The sequence below is a fragment of the Nannocystis exedens genome (assembly GCF_002343915.1).
Classification (GTDB): domain Bacteria; phylum Myxococcota_A; class Polyangia; order Nannocystales; family Nannocystaceae; genus Nannocystis; species Nannocystis exedens.
The window spans coordinates 11,000,341-11,021,738 of record NZ_NETK01000001.1 but is presented as its reverse complement, the minus strand read 5'-3'; the positions used below and the strand labels follow the sequence as shown (position 1 = coordinate 11,021,738).

17 protein-coding genes are annotated in these 21,398 nt (G+C 73.2%); 4 read left to right on the top strand and 13 right to left on the bottom strand.

All coding sequences use genetic code 11. The features are described 5' to 3' along the window. The first annotated feature begins 439 nt into the window (after positions 1-439). Entirely contained in the window at positions 440-937 is a 498-nt protein-coding gene (locus tag NAEX_RS42935; protein ID WP_096333259.1) for a hypothetical protein, read from the top strand. Between the two features lie 305 nt (positions 938-1,242). Here the strand turns inward: NAEX_RS42935 and NAEX_RS42930 are convergent, their stop codons facing one another. The 4 genes from NAEX_RS42930 to NAEX_RS42915 all read right to left on the bottom strand — a co-directional run bounded on the left by NAEX_RS42930 (position 1,243) and on the right by NAEX_RS42915 (position 6,246). Then, positions 1,243-2,469, bottom strand: coding sequence for an ATP-binding protein (locus NAEX_RS42930; protein ID WP_096333258.1), 1,227 nt, complete (start codon positions 2,467-2,469; stop codon positions 1,243-1,245). 725 nt (positions 2,470-3,194) lie between these two features. Next, a complete protein-coding gene (locus NAEX_RS42925) occupies positions 3,195-3,980 on the bottom strand; it encodes a ribonuclease III family protein (RefSeq protein WP_096333257.1) in 786 nt (261 codons plus the stop codon). Next, positions 3,977-5,056 carry a tRNA 2-thiouridine(34) synthase MnmA gene (mnmA, locus tag NAEX_RS42920; RefSeq protein ID WP_096333256.1) on the bottom strand — a complete coding sequence of 360 codons (1,080 nt, stop codon included), beginning with the start codon at positions 5,054-5,056 and terminating at the stop codon, positions 3,977-3,979. The genes NAEX_RS42925 and mnmA overlap by 4 nt, the downstream gene beginning before the upstream one ends. Beyond that, a complete protein-coding gene (locus NAEX_RS42915; protein WP_096333255.1) occupies positions 5,053-6,246 on the bottom strand; it encodes a cysteine desulfurase family protein in 1,194 nt (397 codons plus the stop codon). Before NAEX_RS42915 ends, mnmA begins: the two co-directional genes overlap by 4 nt. Before the next feature lie 111 nt (positions 6,247-6,357). Here NAEX_RS42915 and NAEX_RS42910 point away from each other — a divergent pair, with 111 nt between their 5' ends. Beyond that, the gene (locus tag NAEX_RS42910) at positions 6,358-8,403 is read left to right on the top strand and encodes a GspE/PulE/PilB domain-containing protein (protein ID WP_170136486.1); all 2,046 of its coding nucleotides are present in this window, start codon (positions 6,358-6,360) and stop codon (positions 8,401-8,403) included. A 308-nt stretch (positions 8,404-8,711) separates the two neighbouring features. On the opposite strand, the gene NAEX_RS42905 is transcribed toward NAEX_RS42910, so the two are convergent. From NAEX_RS42905 to NAEX_RS42870, 8 genes are all read right to left on the bottom strand, one after another. Then, complete coding sequence (locus tag NAEX_RS42905) at positions 8,712-9,647, bottom strand: hydroxymethylglutaryl-CoA lyase (protein ID WP_420814183.1); 936 nt, start codon at positions 9,645-9,647, stop codon at positions 8,712-8,714. Between the two features lie 46 nt (positions 9,648-9,693). Continuing rightward, positions 9,694-10,302, bottom strand: coding sequence for a flavin reductase family protein (locus NAEX_RS42900; RefSeq protein WP_096333252.1), 609 nt, complete (start codon positions 10,300-10,302; stop codon positions 9,694-9,696). A 137-nt stretch (positions 10,303-10,439) separates the two neighbouring features. Then, entirely contained in the window at positions 10,440-11,975 is a 1,536-nt protein-coding gene (locus NAEX_RS42895; protein WP_096333251.1) for an outer membrane protein assembly factor BamB family protein, read from the bottom strand. Between the two features lie 47 nt (positions 11,976-12,022). Beyond that, positions 12,023-12,919, bottom strand: coding sequence for a tetratricopeptide repeat protein (locus NAEX_RS42890; protein ID WP_143140113.1), 897 nt, complete (start codon positions 12,917-12,919; stop codon positions 12,023-12,025). Positions 12,920-13,269: 350 nt separating this feature from the next. Then, positions 13,270-14,112 (bottom strand): ABC transporter permease, encoded by an 843-nt coding sequence (locus tag NAEX_RS42885; protein ID WP_170136485.1) that lies wholly within the window; start codon positions 14,110-14,112, stop codon positions 13,270-13,272. A gap of 103 nt (positions 14,113-14,215) precedes the next feature. Continuing rightward, entirely contained in the window at positions 14,216-15,022 is an 807-nt protein-coding gene (locus tag NAEX_RS42880; protein WP_170136484.1) for an ABC transporter permease, read from the bottom strand. Between the two features lie 31 nt (positions 15,023-15,053). After that, positions 15,054-16,055 (bottom strand): ABC transporter ATP-binding protein, encoded by a 1,002-nt coding sequence (locus NAEX_RS42875; protein WP_096333909.1) that lies wholly within the window; start codon positions 16,053-16,055, stop codon positions 15,054-15,056. Positions 16,056-16,069: 14 nt separating this feature from the next. After that, positions 16,070-16,561 carry a YkgJ family cysteine cluster protein gene (locus NAEX_RS42870; protein ID WP_096333908.1) on the bottom strand — a complete coding sequence of 164 codons (492 nt, stop codon included), beginning with the start codon at positions 16,559-16,561 and terminating at the stop codon, positions 16,070-16,072. Between the two features lie 139 nt (positions 16,562-16,700). Between NAEX_RS42870 and NAEX_RS42865 the strand changes: the two genes are divergently transcribed. After that, complete coding sequence (locus NAEX_RS42865; RefSeq protein WP_245913926.1) at positions 16,701-17,465, top strand: Bax inhibitor-1/YccA family protein; 765 nt, start codon at positions 16,701-16,703, stop codon at positions 17,463-17,465. Positions 17,466-17,872: 407 nt separating this feature from the next. Beyond that, on the top strand, positions 17,873-19,795 hold the full coding sequence (locus NAEX_RS42860) for a M1 family metallopeptidase (RefSeq protein ID WP_211302566.1): 1,923 nt from the start codon (positions 17,873-17,875) through the stop codon (positions 19,793-19,795). Between the two features lie 421 nt (positions 19,796-20,216). Here NAEX_RS42860 and NAEX_RS42855 read toward each other — a convergent pair whose 3' ends face one another. Beyond that, entirely contained in the window at positions 20,217-21,374 is a 1,158-nt protein-coding gene (locus tag NAEX_RS42855; RefSeq protein ID WP_143140112.1) for a choice-of-anchor L domain-containing protein, read from the bottom strand. Positions 21,375-21,398 lie beyond the last annotated feature (24 nt).

Genomic DNA, 21,398 nt, shown 5'->3' with positions numbered 1-21,398 from the left:
CCCGCCGTCTCGTCGGCCCGCGCCACGATCACGTGGACCGCATCGACCGAGAGCCCACGCCTTCATCGTGGCCTCCGCGGTCCGTACCGCCGCCGCGCCGCGACCTCCTCGCCCGCCTCGATGCCCGGGAGCTCGCCCCCTCGCCGCGGCGCCCGCTGGCCATCACCACCGGCCTGCGCCGTGACCTCCTCGACCGCTCGATCCGCGGGAGCTCGCACCCTCACCGCGGCGCCCGCTGGCCATCACCACCGGCCTGCGCCGTGACCTCCTCGACCGCTCGATCCGCGGGAGCTCGCCCCCTCGCCGCGGCGCCCGCTGGTCCTCGCCACCGGCCTGCCCCGTGATCTCCTCGACCGCATCATCCCCGCCGTGAGCGCGCGCCGCGGCGCCCGCCGGCGGCGCGTTTGCCCCGCGCAGCGCGCGGCGTTACCCTCCGGCGGTGTCGTCGCGCGCCGCGCTCTTCTCCCTGTCGCTGGCGGCCTCGGCGGTGATCGGTTGCACCGGCGCCGGCGAGGCACCTTCCCCTTCGGACATGTCCAAAAAATCGCCTCCCTCGTCCGCCGCCGAGGGCGGCGCGCTCGAGGGCTTCCCGCTGTCGCGCCTGCGCTTCGACCACAACCCGGTCGAGCCGCTCGAGCTGCCGACCCCGCTGTCCGAGGACGACCTCAAGGCCCGGGGCGTGCAGAGCCACCACGTGTTCACGGCCACGAGCCCGCGCGTGTGGCTGTTCGTGTTCGAGTTCGCCGATCAGAACGCGATGTTCGCCGCGCTCCAGGACCCGCGCCTGCTGCTCCCGTCCGAGCCGCCCTATTCCCCGGCCTCGGCGTTCACCGGCCGCTGGCTGCTGGTCACGGGCTTTCCCTCGGAGAAGCCCGTCTCGCCGGAGATGGAGGCCGCGCGGACCATCTTCCTCGAGCGCTGGGCCGGCCAAGAGTAGTCCGCGCCGCAGCCCGGCGTGCGGTCCGCCCGCCCGGTCGGAGTCCGGCTGTCCTTGCGGGCATGCGCCGACGGGCATGTCCGTTCGAGCGTGTGCCTGCGAGCATGCCCCTTCGAGCAGCTCCTTTCAGGGCCACGTCTGTCGGCTTTCCGGCGCCCGCCTGAACGGATTCGCCTGACCGATGGAGCATGTGCCCGCGGACATGCCCGTTGGATCAGGCGCGCGGGACATGCCTGCGCGGCGCTCGGCGCCGCCCGGCGGTTCGTCCGCCCCGGGCCGCGGCCCGCTCGGGCAGCGCGCGCCCGTCAGCCGAGGACCACGCGGACCGAGCTGACCAGGGCGCGCAGCGCGGCCACGACCTCCTCGGTCGTCGCGCCCTTGACGAGCGCGTAGCCCTCGCCCTCGTAGCCGGACGCGCGCGGCTGGCCGACCTGCGGCAGCTTGCGGTCGACCACCCACGCCCCGGCGCGCTCCTGGGCCTCGGCCAGCCCCTCGACCGCGCGGACCACCTGCCCCGGGCCTTGCCCGCGGAAGAACGCCGCCCCGGCCGCGAACTGGCGGGGAGGCGCCTCGAAGCGGTCGAACACCATCAGCTCGGCCCACTTCTGCCACATGTCGATCCCGTGACAGAGGCCCATCATCGGCATGAGGTGCACGCCGGGCGGGCGGGCCGCCACCTCGCTGATCACCATCGAGCCGTCGGCGCGGAGGAACCACTCCATGTGCGTGAGGGCCGTGCCGATCCCGAGGGCTTGCAGCGCGCGGATGTTGAGCGCCCGGAACGTCTGCGCGTGCGGCTGCAGCTGCTCGCGGGGCAGCAGCACGCAGTACTGGATCCACGGGTTCTCGAGCACCTGCAGCGGCCCCGGCAGGTAGTAGCTCGACGAGTGCCACACCGGCTTGCCCTGGATCGTGATGGTCTCGAACGTGTGTTCCTCGCCGCGCACGAACTCTTCCGCCTGGGCGGGGTTCGACGGCGTCACGAACAGCTCCGCCAGCGCCGACGCCAGCGACTCGTCGTCGGTCGCGCGGACCGTCGCGCGCGAGCCCAGGCCGGCCGGCGGCTTGAGCACGATCGGGTACCCGACCTCGCGGACGAACGTGCGCGCGTCCTCGGCCGAGCCGATCAGCGCCTGGCGGGCCACCGGCAGCCCCGCCTCGCGCAGCTTCGCCTTCATGCGGTTCTTCTCGCGGAAGTTGCGGGCGATGGCCTCGCTCATGCCCGGGATCCCGAGCTTGTCGCGCGCGATGGACAGCGGGATCTGCATCTGCTCGAGGAACCCGATCAGCCGGTCGACCCGGCCCCACCCGGCCTGGAACGCCTTGCCCGCGGCGATCAGCTGCTCGGCGTCGAGGCAGTCGCGGACCTGATAGTGACCCACCACGCGCCCGCGGTAGCGCTCGGGCAGCGTCGACTCGGGCTCGTGGGTGATGAGGCCGATCCGGACATCGGCCAGCGAGGCCAGCCCATCGAGGCACTGCAGGATGTTGGCGCTGTAGTACGGGGCGACGTAGAGGACGTGAACGGGCATGCGCGGCCGCGATCATGCCAGATCCGGGGCCGGGCGGCGACGCGCCCGCCCGCGAGATCCTTCGTCGGGCCCCCGGGCCCGCGCCCGTGGACCGCCGACTCGGGGGCCGCGGAGCCGCGGAAACGACGTCCCGCCCCGACCGTCGCGAGCGCGTGACGAGCGAGGCGATCCGCGGCCGAGAGCACCTGCCCCGACAGACAGGAGCGATCCGCGGCGACCGTCGCGCCGAACCGATCCCCGGCAGCGGCCGCGAGGCGCCCTCGCGCGAGCGGCCTGGCATGACCTGTCCTCAAGACCAGCCGGTCCGAGGTCGCCGCGACGCGGCCCCGTCGCGGACGTCCCGAAGGACAGCCACTCGACCAACGGACCTCGCGGACGAGCCCCCTCGCGAATGTCCGCTCCATCCTGCCCCAAAGGACATCCCCCCGACCTCGCCGCAGCGCGGCCATAGCAGAGCCTGCCCGATCATGTCCCAAAGGGCATCCGCCCGACCTCACCGCAGGGCGACCCTCGCGGGGCCTGCCCCGTCCCGTCTCAAAGGGCATCCCGACCTCACCGCAACCCTCGCAAAGTTCGGCCCCGTCATGTCCCAAAGGACAGGCGCCCACGCGCCGGCCCGTCGCACATGTCCGCCTCGTCATGTCCAAAAGGACATGAAGCGAACACGCCAGCTCGCCTCGGCCGTCGCCGATGTCCGGCCCGTCATGTCGGAAAGGACAGCAACCTCACCCGAGCTCGCCGCGATCGATCCGCTCGAGCGCCGCCTCGGCCGCCGCCGACTCGGCCGCGCGCAGGTTCGGGCCCTCGCCCTCGGCCAGCACCACGATCTGTCCGTCGGGGCAAGTCACCTCCGCCCGCACCCGCCACAGCGAGCGCTCGTGCGGCGGGCGATCGCCGAGCGGCACGTAGATCGGCGGCCGGCGCCAGCGCGCCTGGGCCCACTCCTGCAAGCGAGCCTTCGCCGGCTTCCCGTCGTCGGGGCGCAGGCCGGCCAGGCGGGGCCCCAAAAGCGCTTGAAACACCGTGCCCGCGCACGCCAGCGGATCGCGGCCGGCCGCGCGGGCGTCGAGGAACGCCGCCCCCAGCACCGCCTCGGCCGCGTCGGCCAGCGACCCGTCGTGCTCGCGCAGCTCGGCCTGGCGGTGGGCCACCCACAGCAGCGGCCCCAGCTCGATCCGCCGCGCCGCCTCGGCCAGCGCGGGCGCCGACACCAGGCTCGCGCGCAGGCGCGTCAGCACCCCCTCCGGCAGGTCCGGGAAGCGGCGCCACAGCGCCTCCGTGGCCAGCAGCGCCAGCACCGAGTCGCCGAAGAACTCGAGGCACGCGTTGCTCGGCCAGCCCGAGCGCGCGTGTTCGTTGACCCACGTCGGGTGGGTCAGCGCCACCCGCAGCAGCGCCGGGCGGGCGAACGCATAGCCGAGGCGCTCCTGCAGCGGCGCCAGGCGGGTCTCGTTGTCGGGCCACGTCGGCGCTCCGCGGCGGTCGGGCAGGTCCTCGAGCAGCTCCGTCATCCTGCGGCCTCCGCGATCCAGCCGCCGCCGAGAACCCGTTCCCCCGCGTAGATCACCGCCGCCTGACCCGGCGCGGCCGCCTGGACCGGCTCGTCGAACACCACCGTCGCCCGCTCGCCCGCCAGCTCGACGCGCCCCGGCGCCGGTCGCCCGCGGTGGCGGATCTGCACCTCCGCGCGCAGCGTCTCGCGCTCGCCGAGCGGGGCCAGCCGGCGGACATCGGTCAGCGTCAGCGCGTGCGTCTGCAGCGACGCCGCGTCGCCGACCACCACCTGGCGCTGCTCGGGCAGCACGCGCAGCACGTAGCGGGGCGACGAGCCCGGGATCCGCAGCCCGCGGCGCTGGCCGATCGTCACTCGGTGGATCCCGCCGTGCGCTCCGAGCACGCGGCCCTCGGCGTCGACCACCTCGCCGGGCCCCAGATCGGCGGTGCCCAGGCCCAGCGCCGCCGCGCGCGCCTCGACCACCTCGCCGTGGTCGCGGCCGCCGACGAAGCACAGCTCCTGGCTGTCGGGCGTGTCGGCGCTCGGCAGCCCGAGCGCGCGGGCCTTCGCGCGGACCTGGTCTTTGTGCCATGTCCCGAGAGGAAACCGCACCCCGGCCAGCAGCGCCGGCGGGACCGCGAACAGGAAGTAGCTCTGGTCCTTCGCCGCATCGACCGCGCGCAGCAGCGCCCCGTCTTCCAGGCGCGCGTAGTGGCCGGTCGCCAGCGCCTCCGCCCCGAGCGCGCGGGCGCGGGCCACCAGCGGCCCGAACTTCACGTGCTCGTTGCAGCGGACGCACGGGTTGGGCGTGCGGCCGCGGGCGTACTCGCGGGCGAAGTCGTCGATCACGTGGGCCGTGAAGCGCTCCTGCTCGTCGACCGTGTAGTGCGGGATCCCGAGCAGCGCGCACACGTCTCGCGCCTGATCGATCTCCGCCGGCGAGCAGCACGACCCGCCGCGGCCCTGGCGTTCGTGGCCGCTGGCGTCGTAGAGGCGCATCGTCAGGCCGACCACCTCGTGGCCCGCCTCGACCAGCAGCGCCGCCGCCACCGACGAGTCGACCCCGCCGGACATCGCGCACACGATCCTCATGACGGCGTCACCTCGCGCCAGTCGCCGCCGCCCTCGGCCCCGCGGACGCGCGCGATCGCCTCGGGCAGCGCGGCCAGCAGCGCGTCGACGTCGTCCTCCGTGTTGCCGGCGCCGAGCGAGATCCGCAGCGCCGAGCGGGCCGCGGCCGGCGTCAACCCGAGGGCCAGCAGCACCGGCGACGGCTCGGGCGTGCCCGAGCTGCAGGCCGCCCCGTACGACACCGCGATCCCGGCGAGGTCGAGGTTCATCGCCAGCAGCTGGCCGTCGCAACCTTCGAAGCCGACGCTGACGGTGTTGCCGACCCGGCGCTCGCGGTCGCCGTGGACTGTCACATCGGACATGTCCGCAAGACCAGCCCGCAGGCGATCCGCGAGCGCGACCACGTGGGCGTGGCGGGCCGGCAGCTCGGCGGCGGCGAGCTGAGCCGCGATCCCGAACCCGGCGAGGCTGGCGACCGGCTCGGTCCCGGCCCGGCGTCCGCGCTCTTGCTGGCCGCCGAGCAGCAGCGGGTCGAGCGCCAGCCGGCGGCGGTGGACCAGCGCGCCGACCCCCTTGGGGCCGTAGATTTTGTGGCTGCTGACGCTGAGCAGGTCGAGATCCCAGGCGTGAAAGTCGAGGGGCAGCTTGCCGAACGCCTGCACCGCGTCGCAGTGGACCAGCGCGTTCGGCGCGATTTCGCGCACCACGCGGACCAGCGCCGGGATGTCGTAGGCGTTGCCGAGCACGTGATTTGCGGCAGCGAGCGAGATAACTCCGATCTCCGGGTTCTCCCGAAGGGCGGCGCGCAGCGCGTCGGCCTCGATTCGGCCGTGGGCGTCGACCGCGACCAGCGCCAGCGGGTGCCCCTCACGCTGCAGGCGGCGCGCCGCGGCCAGCACCGCGGGGTGTTCGAGCGGCGACGTGAGCAGTCCGCAGGGGCGCCCGGCGGCCCGCAGCGCCCGGGCTGAGCCGAGCAGGGCCAGGTTGTCGGCCTCGGTCCCGCCGGACGTGAAGGTCACCTCGAGGGGCTCGGCGCCGAGGGCCCGAGCCACCGCGCGGCGCGCCTGTTCGACGGCCGCCCGGGCGCGCTGCCCGGTGCTGTGTACGCTGGCCGGGTTCCCCTGAAGGAGGGGATCCGCCAGCGCCGCGATAACAGCGTCCCGAACCCGGGGATCGAGGGGGGTCGTCGCGTTGTGGTCGAGGTAGCGCACCCACGGCGGCTATAGCACGAGGCCCGGCGCGTGGAGCCCCGGTTACGCCGGCTTGTTGACGTGATGGGCTCCGACGTTGAATCATCACAGCGCGTGAGTCTCCTCGGGACCATGATGGTGAGAGCGGGCCTGCTCTCCGACGAGCAGCTAGCCGCGGTACAGGCCACGAGCGCCGAGCGCAAGCTCTCCTTCGTCGAAGCTCTGCTGGCGCACAGCTTCGCCGATGAAGACAGCGTCGTCGGCTTCCTCCACAGCAAGCTGATGATCCCCAAGGTGGGCGCCAGCATCCTCGACGGCGTCGACCGATCCGCGCTCGATCGGATCCCCGGCGAGCTGGCCGCGCGCCACGCCGTGCTCCCGATCTCGAGCGACGAGACCGGCAACCTCACGCTGGCGATGGTCGACCCGACCGACATGAAAGCGGTCGACGCCATCTCGGCGCACACGGGCGCGTACCTGGTCCGCGCGGTCGCGCCGCTGCGGGTCATCCGCTCCTCGATCGCCCACCACTACGGCATCCCGGCGCCGATCCTGCCCTCGCTGCAATCCACCAAGCCGGCCACCGCCGCGACCCCGGCCGCGGTCATCCCCGCCGGCGCGTCCACACCTGTCCCCGGGGCCAGCCAGAGCCGCGCCGCTCCGGCCGCCGCGATCTCCGTGCCGACGGTGACGCCGCCGACGGTGACGCCGCCGACGGTCGGCGCGCCGGGCGTGAGCCCGCCGAACGGCGCCCATGCGCCGGTGGTGCCTCCCGTCGTCGAGCCGCCGGGCGGCGCCGGACCGGGCCCCAACGCCGCGCGTCCGTCGGCGCCGAGCGGCGCCGCGATCCGCCCCGCCGCCGTGCTCCAACCCTCGGCCGTCCTCATGCCCGGGGCCCCGCGCCCTGCCGCGGTCTTGCCGGCGGCAGCCTTCGCGCCCTCGCCCTACGGCATCACGCCGCAGCCCTCCGCGCCGGTGGTGGCGCCGACCGCCTCGGCGCCCGCGGCGGCACCTGTCCCTCCGGTCAGCCCACCCGGCAACGTCACCCAACCGTTCGGCTCCTCGAGCCTCGCCGCCGCGCTCGCCGCCACGCCGGCCGCCGCCACCGCCCCCGCGGGCAACGTCACCCAGCCGCTCGGCTCGGCCAACCTGGCCGCGCCGCCGGTCGTCGCCTCACCTGTCTCTTCGACCAGCCCCGCGGCGGGTCACGTCACCCAGCCGTTCGCCTCCTCGAGCATCGCCGCGCCGACCCTCGCCGCGCCTGTCCCTTCGACCAGCCCCGCGCCCGGCAACGGCACCCGCGAGTTCGCCTCGTCGAGCCTGTCCGCGCCCGTGGCCGCCGCCAGCAAGGTCCCCACGGCACCTGTCCCTTCGGCCAGCTCCGCGGCGGCCGTCGCCGAGCCCGTCGACGGCAAGACCGTGCCGGTGTTCTCCGGCGCCATGGCCACGCTGCGCCCCGCGGACGAGGTCGACACCTCGCGCGGCCGCACCGAGCCCGGCACCGAAAGCGCCGCCGACACTCTGGCCAGCGCCGCCCGCAACGCCGACGACCTCGACATCCCGCTCGACGACCTCGAGTCCGACCGCGGCGGCGCGTCCGAGCCCGGGCCCGGCGAGGCGACCTTCGACGCCGCCAAGACCCAGACCTGGATCCCGCCGAGCTTCACCGCCGCCAACGAGATCATCCCGCTCTCGCCCGAGGCGTTCCACCGCCTGCTGCCGCGCTTCGCCACCGTCAAGACGCGCGACGAGGTCACCGACCTCCTGCTCGACTTCCTCGCCGAGGGCTTCTCGCGGGTCATCATGTTCGTCCACGTCAAGGGCGAGATCCGCGGCCGCGACGCCCGCGGCGAAGACCTGCTGGTCGAGGCGGTGCGCCAGATCCGGATCCCCGCCAACGGCCCGTCGGTGTTCTCCGGCGTGATCGAGCGCCGCGCCCCCTACTTCGGCCCGATGCGGACCGACACCCCGATCGACGCCGCCTTCTTCTCGGCGCTCGGCGGCGTCGAGGGCGTCATCCTCGTCCTCCCCGTCCTCCTGCGCGAGAAGGTCCCGCTGATCGTGTTCGCCTCCGGCTCGAGCAACCCGGTCGACCCGCGCAGCCTGCACGAGCTGACCCACGAGGTCGCCGCCGCCCTCGAGCGCATCATCGTGCTCGAGAAGGCCCGCGGGAAGTAGTCAGCGCGCCTGGCCGAGGCGACATGTCCCTTGGCGCATGCCCCCTCGGGCATGACCCCGGGAGCATGTCCCCGGCACACGACACGCAGCCCTCGCCTTGATACAGCGGCTCGCCGAGGTGCGCGCAGGCTGGCCCGCTCGAACATGACCGCTCGGGCATGTTCGATCCGCACGAGCCTCGGCCGCAGCGCGCGCGTACGGCATCCCGGCGGTTGATGTCCGATCGCACATGACCGGTCGAACATGCCCGCTCGAGCATGTCCCTCCGCACATGCCCTCGCCCGCAGCTCGCCCGAACGAGCCCCGCCTCACACGAGCGGCTTGCCGACGCGCGCGCAGTGGCCGAGGTGGGCCTTGAGGTACTTGCTGGGCAGCTCGCGGGCCAGGTGGCCGCCGAGGCGGGCGCTGATCGCGACCAGGCGATCGAGGTCGATCCCGGTGCGGCAGCCCATCCCGTGCAGCATGTACACCACGTCCTCGGTCGACACGTTGCCCGACGCGCCGGGGGCGTAGGGGCAGCCGCCGAGGCCGCCGATCGCCGAGTCGACGGTGCGGATCCCGAGCTGCAGCGCGACCGTGATGTTGGCCAGCGCCGTGCCGCGCGTGTCGTGGAAGTGGACCGCGAGCTGGTCGAGCCGGACCCCCGCGTGCAGCAGGCCGTCGAGGATGTACTCGACCTGCCGCGGCGTGCCGACGCCGATCGTGTCGCCGAGGCTCAGCTCGTAGCAGCCCATGTCGAGCAGGCTCTTGCCGACCCGCAGCACGTTCTCGAACGGCACCTCGCCCTCGTAGGGGCAGCCGTACACGGTGCTGACGTAGCCGCGCACCGTCATCCCGCGGCTCTTCGCCTCGGTCACCACCTCGCGGTACGTGGCCAGCGCCTCTTCCGTGGTCTTGTTGATGTTCTTGCGGTTGTGCGTCTGCGACGCCGCCATGAACACCGCGATCTCCTGCATGCCCGCGCGCGAGGCCGCGTCGAGGCCGCGGAGGTTCGGCACCAGCGCGCTGTAGGTGACGCCGGGCTTGCGGCGGATCCGGGTCGCGACCTCCATGTGGTCGGCGAGCGCCGGGATCCAGCGCGGGTTGACGAAGCTCGTCACCTCGATGCGCTTGACGCCCGCGTCGACCAGGCCCTCGATCATCTCGATCTTGCGGTCGGCCGACAGGATCGTCGCCTCGTTCTGCAGCCCGTCGCGCGGCCCGACCTCGTAGATCGAGACCTCCGCCGGCAACGATCCGAACAGGCGCGTCGGCTCGACGGTGTCGGTTCCGGAGGTTCGTGCGGACGAATCAGTCACTGGCCTTGCTCCCGGGCGCCTCGGGGCGCAAAAGCTCGAAGCGATCCGTCGTGCGAGTGTACGCGATCCCGCCGAGGCGGCCGATCGACTGCAATTGCCCGGGGTCGATCGGAAGCAGGCGGCCTCGCGCGTCGCGACGGAGCAGCTCGCTGGCGACGGCGAAATGGACCACTTCGGCCACGACCAGCGTGGCCGAGGGTTTGCCGGGGGCGCCGCCCCCCAGCGGAAGCGCGTGGACGAGCTTGCACTCGAGACAGGCCAGCGCCCCGGCCACGCGAGGAGGCGCAACGACCGCAGCCGGCTCGGCCGCGATCCCGCATGCCTCCCACTCGGAGGTCTCGGGCGGAAACGGCGCCGACGTCGCGTTCATCGCCTCCGCGTGCGCGGAGGTGACGTGGTTGATGACCACCTCGCGGGTCGCCAGCACGTTCGCCAGCGTGTCCTTCATCCGTCCGTCGGGCCACCACGCGACGCTGAACACCACCATCGGCGGGCGCGAGCAGACGGCCTGGTAGTAGCTGAAGGGCGCCAGGTTGCGGCGGCCGTCGTCGCTCACGCTCGACACCCACGCGATCGGCCGCGGCGCGACCAGGTCGGTCATCAACCGGTACGTCTCGGCGGCGCCGATGCTCGGCGCGGGGATCTCGGTGTGGCCGGGGATGCTCTTGTGATTAGCAGAAAAGCCCGTCGACCTTCCGCACGAGCCCCGTCTGGACCCTCACATCCGCGGCCCGGGCCTCACCTGACCGAAGGGACAGACTCGACCGCGCCGCGCACGAACCCTCGCGCGTCGTCCTCGACCGTGCGGAACACCACCAGCATCCCCCGGTTCGACATCGTGTAGAAGCGGCCCAGTTCGCCGTCGTACACCGGCGGCCCGGAGATCCCGCTGCCGGTGTTGAGGTTGGCGAGGAACTCGCCGGTCTCGACGTCGTAGGCGAGCAGGCCGTCGTCGGAGTGAGCGATGAACGCGATGTCGCCGACGATCAACGGCGTCTGCACGAACCCGGGGTTGAGCTGCTGCCGCCAGCGCACGCGGCCGTCGTGCTCGAGCGCGAAGACCCCCTCGAGCGCCGAGGCCACGATCATCAGCCCGCGCGGACCGGCAGCCACCGAGCCCGCCCCACGCAGCGGCCGGTACCACCGCTGCAGCCCGTCGGCCAGCGCCAGCCCGTACACGCCCGTGCTCTGCCCGGTGACCACGAGCTCGCCGCGGTCGCCCAAAATCAGCGGCGTGCCGTCGGCGTCGACGAAGTCCCCGCCCGCCGGCGGCGCCACGTTCGCCAGCCACATCGGCTCGCCCGACTGGGCCCCGATCGCCGCGACCTTGCCGTTGCTGAAGCCGGTGAAGATCGTCCCGGTCGGCGGGCCGGGCGGGCCCTTGCCGCCGGCCTGACCACTCCCCGCGCCGCCCGTCGTCGCACCGGCCTTGCCGCCGGCCGAGCCATGGCCCGCGCCCCCGGCCGCCTCGCCGCTCCCGGCGGGAGTCGAACCCGTCCCCGGTGCCGCCGCGCCGCCCGCGAGCGCGCCCGTCGCCGGCGCAGCCGCCCCGCTCGCCGGTGCCGCGTTTCCTGCAGCCGCCGCGTCGTCGCCTTCAGCGGGCGCGTCGCCGCTGGTCTCCGCCGCTTCTTCCTCGTTCGCCCCGCCCTCGCCGAGCACCGCCTCCGCCGAAATGGCGCTGGCGCTCGCGGCCTGGTCCGGCGCCTGCGTCACCTCGGCTTCGAGGTACGACAGGCCCGCGTGCCCGTGGACCGTGAATTCGGTCGGATACGGCTGCTCGTACTGCCAGCGCCACGCCCCCGTCGTCAGCTCGAGCGCGAACACCTGGTCGCGCGAGTTGACGACGAACACCGTGCCCCCGCGGACCAGCGGCTCGTTGCGGATCGTCCCCAGCGTCGAGTAGCTCCACCGCGTCTTGCGGGTGTCGAGCTCGATCGCCATCAGGTCGCCGTTGTCGGTCCCGAGCAGCATCAGTTCGCCGTCGGCCGCCAGCTTCGGGACGCTCGAGATGGCCCCGGGGAACTGCTGCTCCCACACCACCTCGCCGGTCTCCATCGACAGCGCCAGCAGCGAGCCCGCGCGCGTGCCGACGTAGATCAGCCGGCGGCCCGGATCGGGCGCCACGCCGGCGAACTCGTCGGGGTTGAGCACGCCGTAGTCGGGCAGCGCGATCTGCTGCACCCGCGCCAGCTCGAGGTTGGCGCGCGCGCCGGGCGTCAGCTCCGGGTGGGGCAGGACCGTGCGGGTCTCGCCCGCACATGCCCCGAGGGACATGGCGAGAGCGACATGTCCCCAGAGACAGTGGGCCCGGACCGCGCGCGTCACGGGGTGGGCGCTCCTGGCGCGTCCATCACCTGGATCGGCGACTCGGGCGCCGGCTGCCCGGCGAGCGCCTGCGGATCGAGCTCCTCGAGCCGCTTGCGCACGTCGTTCTGGGCGATCGACGGCTGCTGCAGCGGGTACTCGGCGATGTACTGGCGGTAGACCTCGAGCGCGGCGTCGGTCTTGCCCTGGCGCTCGAGGATCCGGCCTTTTTGCCACAGCGCCATGTCGCGGTAGAACGCGCCCTTCTGCCCGGCCAGCGTCTCGAGCTCGGCCAGCGCGCCGTCGAGGTCGTTCTGGGCCTCGCGCGCGAACGCCAGCCCCTCGCGGGCCGAGAACAGCAGCGGATGTCCGGCGCCGGCTTTGCCGAGGAACTCGCGGTACAGCGCCTCCGCGCCGGCGGGATCGCCCGCGCGCAGCAGCCCGGCCGCCCGCACCAGCGCGCCGACCATGGCCGCGTCGGTGCCGGCCGCCGAGGCGTCGAGCTCGTCGAGCGCCTTGTTGACCGCCGCCGTCCGCTCCGCCTCGTCCTTGACGATCGGCGCCACCGGCTTGCCCTTGTTGGCCCCGAGCAGCAGCGCCGGGTCGCCGACCTCCGCCTCCGACTCGTAGCGGGCCGCCGTCGCCAGCTGGCGGGTCGCCGTCGCCGACGCCGTCTGCCGGCTGTTGAAGATCACGATGATGCCGACGATCACCGCCAGCGCCGCGATCGCGCCGCCGATCACGAGCCCGCTGCGCGCCTTGGCGGTGCGCCCCGCTTCCTTCACGCCGGTGACGAACGCGTCGTCCTGCGGGCCCGCGTCGCCGCCGCGGCGCTTGCTGCGGCTGTGGTCCCACGTCGGCAGCTCCATGCGCACGCCCTGCCCGGTCGCTGGCGCCTTGTCTTCTTCGCTCACCGGGGCTGTCTACCGGGCCGTGGCTGCTTTGTCCACCATCGCCGCCGGGGCCCGCCCCTGACCCGTGCCGGACCTCCCTGCCGGCCCCCGGCCGCGCCTCGCGCAGGCGCCTGCCACCCCTCCGGAGGCCCTGCTGCGACCTGCGCCAAAAGCGCAACCGGCGATCGCCACGCGGCCGACTGCCGTGTCGTGGCTGACGCGGACCCCCAGTCGTCGCCGTGTACCCACTGCTGGCCGCGGCGGCCGCGTCGGTGCTGGCTGGGCGGCACGCCTCGTGACGCCGTGAACTCGGCGCCGACGCGTCCCTGCGCGCCGGCATCGCTCATCGGCTGCCGGCGCTCGCGCGGCCGTCAGCTCGACGCCGACGTGTACCCGCGCACCGATCGCACCCACGCCAGGCGGGCCAGCACCAGCAGCGTCGCGCTCACGGCCGCCAGCTGCGCGACTGTCCCCCAGGACAGGCGACCGAGCAGCGCCTCGGCCGGGTAGCTCGTCATCACCAGCAGCGGGATGACGAACGTGAACAGCAACCGCAGCAGCGGCGGGAACACCTGCGCCGGCCAGCGGCCGAAGTCCATCAGCGCCTCCATCACGTGCGTCAGCGCCTGCAGCTGCAGCGCCCGGAACGACGCGCACAGCACCAGCACGCCGAACGCGTACAGCGCCATCAGCCCGGCCGCGCCGGTCACCAGGCCTGCCAGCAGCCCCGTCGCCGTCACCTCCGCCTCGCCGAGCGACAGCCCCGCGACCACCAGCGCCAGCCCGCCCAGCACCTCCACCAGGTGCCACGGCTGGAACGCGCACGTCAGGCACAGCACCAGCCCGTCGGCCGGCCGCAGCAGCACGTAGTCGAGCGTCCCCTTGAGGATGTGCGTCATGCTCGCGCGCAGCGCCGGCTGCAGCAGCGCCGTGAACAGCCCCGACAGCATCGTGAAGCAGCCCGTCAGCACCACCAGCTCCCACCGGCCCCAGCCCTCGACCGCGCCGAGGTGGTCGACCGCGACGAACAGCGGCGCGATGCCGATCACGCTCCACAGCAGCCCCAGCAGCCCCTCCGTCCAGAACCCGAGCCGGTACTGCAGCGCCGTCAGCGTGCTCATCGCCAGCTGCGCCGCCACCAGGCGCAGGTAGAACAGCAGCCGGGGGCCCCGGCCCTTCGCATCTGTCCCTTCGGACAGGTCGGCCGCGTTCACGACCCCCTCCGAGGCAGCTGACCCCAGGGACATGCCCTTTCGGACCTGCCCTTCACGACAGCTTCCGAAGTCCGGCGCCACATGTCCTCGGGGACATGTCCGCTCACGTCCCGACCCCCTCGTACGCCCGCACCCCGCGCCGCCATAGCACGGCCGCCAGCGCCCCGAACGCCGCCACCCACAGCGCCTGCAGCGCCAGCCCGTGCGTCACCGCGGCGCCGGTCGCGCGGCCGATCGCCAGCTCGACCGGGAAGCCGAGCGACGCGTGGAACGGCAGCGCGCGCACCACCTCCGCCAGCCCGGCGGGGTACAGGCTGGTCGGCACCGCGGCCCCCGACAGCACCAGGTACAGCCCCAGCCACACCTCGAACAGCGCCGTCGACTCGGTGACCCAGAACGCCAGGCAGCCGATCGACACGTGGACCCCGAGGTTCAGCAGCCACGCCAGCGCCAGCGACAGCGCCAGCGCCGCCAGCGACCCCGGGTTCGGCCACGCCAGCCCGCCGGCCAGCGCCAGCACCACCCCCCCGATCGGCAGCGCCAGGGCGCAGCGGATCGGCAGCGCCGCCAGGTTCTGGATCGCGTGGTACAGCATCGGCGACATCGGCCGCATCAGCAGCGTGTTGAGGTCGCCGCTGCGGATCTGCCCCGACAGCTCCCACACCACCCAGCTGGCGGTGAACTGGCGGATCAAAAACGCCGCCACGAAGTACGCCACGAAGTCCGGGCGGGCGTAGTCGCCGACCGGGCCCGACGCCGCCAGCCCCGACCACAGCGCCAGCGACACCAGCGGGAACGTCGTCGTCAGCACCCACATCAGCATCGACACCCGGTACGCGATCGCCTCCGCCAGGCTGATCCGCCACACCGCCGCGGTCACCCGCGCCAGCTGCCCCGCCCGCTGGGACATGCTCTTTCGCCCATGTCCTTCTGTACCTGGCCTATCGCGCATGCCCGATCGCTCCGCCGAGATCGGCCGCCTCCTCGCGCCCGAACAGCGCGCGCATCACCTCCTCGAGCGGCGCGTCGTGGACCGCCAGGTCCTGCGCCTCCGGCAGCGCCACCAGGGCGCCGACCACCTCCGGCACGCGCTCCGGCGCGACGTCGAGGACCAGCCGCCCGCCCTCCCGCAGCACCACCCGCCCCATCGCCGTCGGGTCGTCCGGCAGCGCCGCCGCCCGCACCGACACCCGCCGCAGCGGCCGGATCTGCCGCCGCAGCGCCTCGATGCTGCCGTCGAAGCGCAGCCGGCCGCCGTCGATCACCAGGATCCGCGGGCACAGGGCCGCCACGTCCTCCATGTAGTGCGACGTCAAGATCACCGTCGCCCCGTGCTCCGCGTTGTAGCGGCGGATGAACTCGCGGATCCCGAGCTGCATCGACACGTCGAGCCCGATCGTCGGCTCGTCGAGGAACAGCACCTGCGGCCCGTGCAGCAGCGCCGCCACCAGCTCGCACTTCATGCGCTCGCCGAGGCTGAGCTGGCGCACCGGCCGGCGCATCACCTCGCCGACGTCGAGCAGCGCCGTCAGCTCCTCGAGCCGGCGCTTGTAGTGGACCGGGTCGATCTCGTAGACCACGCGGTTGAACTCGAAGTTGTCGATCGCCGGCAGGTCCCAGCTCAGCTGCCGCTTCTGGCCCATCACCAGGCTGACGCGGCGGAGGAACTCCGGCCGGCGGTCGCTCGGCGTGAACCCAGCGACCTCGACCCGGCCCGCCGACGGCACGATGAGGCCCGCGAGCATCTTCAGCGTCGTCGTCTTGCCGGCGCCGTTGGGCCCGAGGAAGCCGACGCGCTCGCCCGGCGCGAGCGAGAATTCGAGGTCGCGCACCGCCTCGACCACGCGGTACTCCCGCCGCACCAGCGCCCGCAGCGCGGCGCGCAGCCCGGCCTCGCGCCGCGGCACCGAGAACCGCTTGCACAGCCCCTCGACGCGCACCATCGCCGCCGCCGCCGTCATGCCTTGCCTCGCCGCGCCACCTGTCGCAGCGGCACGAAGGTGCCGACCTTCGTACACGCGTTGAGGCCGAAGCTGCGGCACACGTCGGGCCGCGCCACGTGGACCGTGCAGCCGGCCGAGAAGAAGCGGCACGGCCGCTCGCCGAGCGTGAGGTAGCCCGCCACGTCGTCCGCCTCGTCGTCGCCACCTTGCCGCGGATACAGGCCCAGCCCGCGGATCGTCGTCCCGACGTGGCGCGCCAGGCGGCGCGCGTCGGCGCGGGTGATCGGCACGCGGAGGCTGGTGCAACAGGTCCCGGCGCAGCTGTGACACAGCGCCAGCGCGCGTGTGACGGCGCCCGTTTCCGGATCCACCGAGCTCTGCTCGGTCAGCGCCGTGACCGGGATCTTCGCCGCGCGCATGCGATTGGCCAGGCGCTGGAGCGCGACCAGAGGCACGTGGCCGACGTTCAGGTTCATCAGGGGCCCGAGGGGGTCGCGCGGCGGCATCGCGGGGGCTGTAGCGCACCTTGGAGCGCGACGCGAGCCTCGCCGCCGGGCCCCCCGGTCCGGCTCGCGGGCGCGCGCGGACTTGCTCCGGTGGACGTCCCTGGCTAATCTCCTCCACCGATCGCATTTCTCAGGTACCGTGGGACCCGCTCCCACGGTCGAGGAGGCCGCCCCCGTGACGTTCAACCAGCAACAGCAGCCGTATTACGCCGACACCGCCACTCCCCAGGCCGCCCTCGCGGGCCGCGCCAAGTTCATCGAGCGCACGTACATCCACCTCGCCGGCGCGATCGCCCTGTTCGTCGCCCTCGAGTTCGTGCTGCTCCGGACCCCGGCGACCCTGAAGCTGGCGATCCAGATGACCGGCAGCCCGACCAGCTGGCTCGTGGTCCTCGGCCTCTTCATGCTGGTCGGCACCGTCGCCACCCACCTCGCCCAGGCCGCCCGCTCCAAGCCGATGCAGTACCTCGGCCTCGGCCTCTACGTGGTCCTCGAGGCGATCATCTTCCTGCCCCTGCTGCTCGTCGCGCAGGTCCTGAGCGGCCCCGAGAACAACATCATCCTCACCGCCGGCGTGACCACCCTGGCCACGTTCGCCGCGCTGACCGGCATCGTCCTCGCCACGAAGCGCGACTTCTCGTGGATGCGCTCGGCCCTGATGATCGTCAGCTTCGGCGTCCTCGGCCTGATCGTCGCCAGCCTGCTGTTCGGGTTCACCCTCGGGCTCGGCTTCACGATCGGCATGATCATCCTCGCCGCCTGCTACATCCTCTACGACACCTCCAACGTGGTGCATCACTACGAGGAGGATCAGTACATCTCGGCGGCGCTGGCCCTGTTCGCCTCCGTCGCGCTGATGTTCTGGTACGTCCTCCGCCTGCTCATCTCGCTCAACCGCGAGTGAGCCCGACGCCGCGGCGCCTGGACGGGCGCGGGTCCCCCCCGCGCCCGTTTCGCTTTCTCCGTACGAGCGCCCGGCCGCGGGGTGCACGGCACACGTTCTCTCGCGTCCGCTCGCTTCTCCGCCCGACGCTCCCCGTCGCCGAGTGGTGGGACCCCTGTCCCCGGTTCGCTTGCTTCGCCCGACGTGCCACCGGGTGACGCCGCGGCTGCGCTCCACGAGACCGCGACCCGCTTCGAGCGCCCCTCCTCGCTGCGCCGCCCCGCAAGGCTTCGTGCGCCCCCCTCGCTGCGCCGACCCCTCGTGACCTCGTGCGTCACGCTCTGCGCTTCACCTTGGGCCGAGTCGTGCGGCACGGCTCACTTCTTCGCGCTTAGGCCGGCCCCGACGAGCCGCTACAATACAGCGTCTTGTCTCGCCTCCTCGTCGCCCTCGCCGCGCTCACCGTCTCGGCCTGCTCCGCGCCCGCTCCGGCGACGCCGATCGTCACTCCGCCGGCCGCCGTCGTGCAGCTCCCCGCCGTTCCCCAGCCCGGCCGCGATCCTCACTCGTTCGCCCGCCCCGACGAGGTCCGCGTCGACGCGATCGAGCTCGACCTCACCGTCGACTTCGACGCCCACGTCCTCCGCGGCAGCGCCACCCTCGCGCTCACGCGCAGCGTCGCCGACGCCCCGCTGGTCCTCGACACCCGCGACTTGGAGATCGAGCGGGTCGAGGCCCATCTGCCCGATCGGACAGACTGGGTCACCACCACGCACGCGCTGGCCGGCCCCCACCCGATCCTCGGCCAGGCCCTCTCCGTCGACCTCCCGCCCGGGGCCGACCGGGTGCGCGTCCACTACCGCACCAGCCCTGCCAGCACCGGTCTGCAGTGGCTCGCCCCCGAGCAGACCAGCGATCGCGCCGGCGAGTTCCTCTACACCCAGTCGCAGGCGATCCACGCCCGCTCGTGGGTGCCGTGCCAGGACAGCCCTGGGATCCGCGCCGCCGTCGCCGCCCGGATCGCCGCCCCCGCGCCGTACCGCGCCGTCATGGCCGCGGAAGAGCTATCCAATGAGACAGGTCCGAACGGACATGTCCTCCGGACCTTCAAGCTCGACCAGCCGATCCCCGCCTACCTGCTCGCGCTCGCGGTCGGGCGCCTCGAGTCGGTCCAGCTCGGCCCGCGCACGGCCGTGTGGGCCGAGCCCGGCGTGCTCCCGCGCGCCCGCGCCGAGTTCGCCGACCTCGAGGCCATGCTGACGGCCGCCGAGGCCGCCGTGGGCCCGTATCGCTGGGGCCGCTACGAGGTCCTCGTGCTGCCGGCCGCCTTCCCCTTCGGCGGCATGGAGAACCCGCGCGTCACCTTCGTCACCCCGACGATCCTCGCCGGCGATCGCTCGCTGGTGTCGCTGATCGCCCACGAGCTCGCCCACTCCTGGTCCGGCAACCTGGTGACCAACGCCACCTGGCGCGACTTCTGGCTCAACGAGGGCTTCACCGTCTACGTCGAGCGGCGGATCCTCGAGGCCATCTACGGCCGCGAGCGCGCCGAGGTCGAGGCGGTGCTCGGCCGCGAGCACCTCGAGATCGAGCTCGCGGACATGTCCGATCGACCAGGCGACCAGATCCTCCACCTCGACCTCTCGGGCCGCGATCCCGACGACGCCGTCACCGACGTCGCCTACGAGAAGGGCGCGCTGTTCCTGCGCCGGCTCGAGCAGGCCTACGGCCGCGACGCCTTCGACCCGTTCGTCCGCGCCTGGTTCGATCGCCACGCCTTCACCGGCCAGACCACCGAGGCGTTCCGCGCCTTCCTGACCGCCGAGCTCAAGGCCCCCTTGCTCCCCGGGCAGACCGCCCCCGACGTCGATCGGTGGCTCGAGGCCCCCGGCCTGCCCGAGGACGCTCCGCGTCCGCAGGCGGCCAGCCTCACGCTCGCCGCCGACGCTGCGCGGGAATTCGCCGCCGGGCGCAAGATCGACGCCCGCGCCTTCTCGCCCTTGCAGTGGATCCACTTCCTCCGCGCGCTGCCGCTGAAGGACGGCTCACGCCCGGCCGCCGCGGTGCTCGCCGAGCTCGACGCCGCCTACCACTTCACGGCCGCCGGCAACGCCGAACTCCTGTCCGAGTGGCTGATCCTCGCCGCCCGGCACGGCTATCGTCCGGCCGACGCGCGGATCCGCGAGTTTCTCACCAGCGTCGGTCGCCGCAAGTACGTCCTGCCGATCTACGACGCCCTGCTCGCCACCCCCGAGGGCGCCGCGCTGGCCCGCGAGATCTTCGCGGTCGCCCGTCCGGGCTACCACGCCATCACCCGCGGCAGCCTGGACGCCCTGCTCGGCGCGCCGTGATCGTCACATGTCCTTCGGGACATGTCATTCTCGGCGCAAAAAAAAGCGCGCGTCAGTTGTCTGACGCGCGCCGCGGCGGAGCACCCCCCAGTGCTCCGACGCACCACTACACAAGAATGTCCGAGACTCGACGAGACCCCCGCGGACTCCAGGGCGCGACGACGACGTGCGCCCGACGATGTGAGCGGTGTTCGGACCCCCCATACAACCCCCGCCGTGATCGGGAATCGCGGGGCTCGGCGAGTTCGGACTGTGGACCGCGGCACCCCGCGCCGCCGTTCGGGCAGACGCGGAGAGGAAGGGCGCTCCGGGTGGACCCGAGGCGCGAGCTTCGTGCGTGGCTCACGTCTCTTCATGTCCGGAGCCTCGACCGTCCTTCACGGTCGCGAGAATTTTTTTTCGAGGCCGACGAGGCCCGCGCTCAGACGCTCGACGGCGGGGGGGCGCACAGCCAGCGGACCCCGTCGAGGAGCACCGCGCTGTCGACGGTCGGGTCACCGACGTCGAACAGCGCGAACACGACCTCGATCGACTCGCCGGGGTTGATCCCGATCTCCCCTGCGTACCACGCCGTCCCGGCGTGGCCTTCGAAGGCGAACTCCCGCAGCGGGATGTCGACGCAGTCGTCGTCGCAGGCGACCGGCATCGGGTCGAGCTTGATCTCGTACGGGAGGGTCTCGGCCGCGATCGGGTGGCCGTCGGGGTCGAGCGCGATGTTGCCGGTGTAGCGCTCGCTCGCCACCCAGGCGACGAACATGTCGTTATGGCCGCCGGGGAAGCGCGGCGGGTACTCCGAGGTCAGGAACGCGAAGTCGAACGCGAACCCGGCCGTGTACGTCGGCGCCACCGCCTGGAAGCGCAGCTCGGTGTAGTCGTAGGCGACCAGCGGCTCGCCGCCCAGGCCCCACTGGGTCTGGATCGTCTCGCTGCAGTCGCCGGGGCCCGGCGGCTGCTTGTTGGCCTCGCACTGCAGCGGCGTGGTGTCGATCGGCGGCGGCAGCTCCATCAGGTCGTTGCCCGGCCAGTCGGTCGACGGGCACGTCTCCGTGACCGGACAGTTGCCCAGGCTCGGCATCTGTCCCACCGACAGCAGCACGTGGCTGGCGTCGCCGGTCGACAGCACCACGCGGCGCGCCCCCTCGGTCGGTGCGAATACGTCCGTGATGCCGAGCTGCTCCGCGAGCACGCGGCGCGAGCCGTCGGCGCCCGACCACGTCAGCGCCCCCTCGGTCTGCAGCCCGCCCTCGCAGTTGAGGCCGAGCGCGTGGTCGATGTCCTCGTTGTCCTCGTCGCAGGGCACCAGCACCGTCGTGCAGAACTCCCACGGGTCCGGCTCGCCGACGTCGAAGCCGAAGTCCGGCGACATCAACGGGTCGGTGGTCGTCGCCTCGCCCGTGCTGGTCGAGGGGTCGCTCGCACCTGGCTCTTGGGTCATCTGATCGTTGGCCCCCGAGGACCCGGTGCCCCCGCCCGTCCCGGCCTCCTCGCCTCCCGCGTCCTTGACGAAGACCGTGAAGAGACAGCCGCTCTCGAGCAGGCATGCCGCGGCCACGATCAGCGCAGAGTGGGGGGAGCGCACTTTGGCGAGCATGCCACCGGAGTC

What these genes read in the sequence shown, in the direction of transcription:
- mnmA (WP_096333256.1), bottom strand. Translation starts at nt 5,056, where the DNA reads ATGAGGATCGTGTGCGCGATGTCCGGCGGGGTCGACTCGTCGGTGGCG.
- NAEX_RS42900 (WP_096333252.1), bottom strand. Translation starts at nt 10,302, where the DNA reads ATGACCGACCTGGTCGCGCCGCGGCCGATCGCGTGGGTGTCGAGCGTG.
- NAEX_RS42880 (WP_170136484.1), bottom strand. Translation starts at nt 15,022, where the DNA reads ATGTCCCAGCGGGCGGGGCAGCTGGCGCGGGTGACCGCGGCGGTGTGG.
- NAEX_RS42875 (WP_096333909.1), bottom strand. Translation starts at nt 16,055, where the DNA reads ATGGTGCGCGTCGAGGGGCTGTGCAAGCGGTTCTCGGTGCCGCGGCGC.
- NAEX_RS42930 (WP_096333258.1), bottom strand. Translation starts at nt 2,469, where the DNA reads ATGCCCGTTCACGTCCTCTACGTCGCCCCGTACTACAGCGCCAACATC.
- NAEX_RS42870 (WP_096333908.1), bottom strand. Translation starts at nt 16,561, where the DNA reads ATGCCGCCGCGCGACCCCCTCGGGCCCCTGATGAACCTGAACGTCGGC.
- NAEX_RS42895 (WP_096333251.1), bottom strand. Translation starts at nt 11,975, where the DNA reads ATGTCCCTCGGGGCATGTGCGGGCGAGACCCGCACGGTCCTGCCCCAC.
- NAEX_RS42910 (WP_170136486.1), top strand. Translation starts at nt 6,358, where the DNA reads ATGATGGTGAGAGCGGGCCTGCTCTCCGACGAGCAGCTAGCCGCGGTA.
- NAEX_RS42925 (WP_096333257.1), bottom strand. Translation starts at nt 3,980, where the DNA reads ATGACGGAGCTGCTCGAGGACCTGCCCGACCGCCGCGGAGCGCCGACG.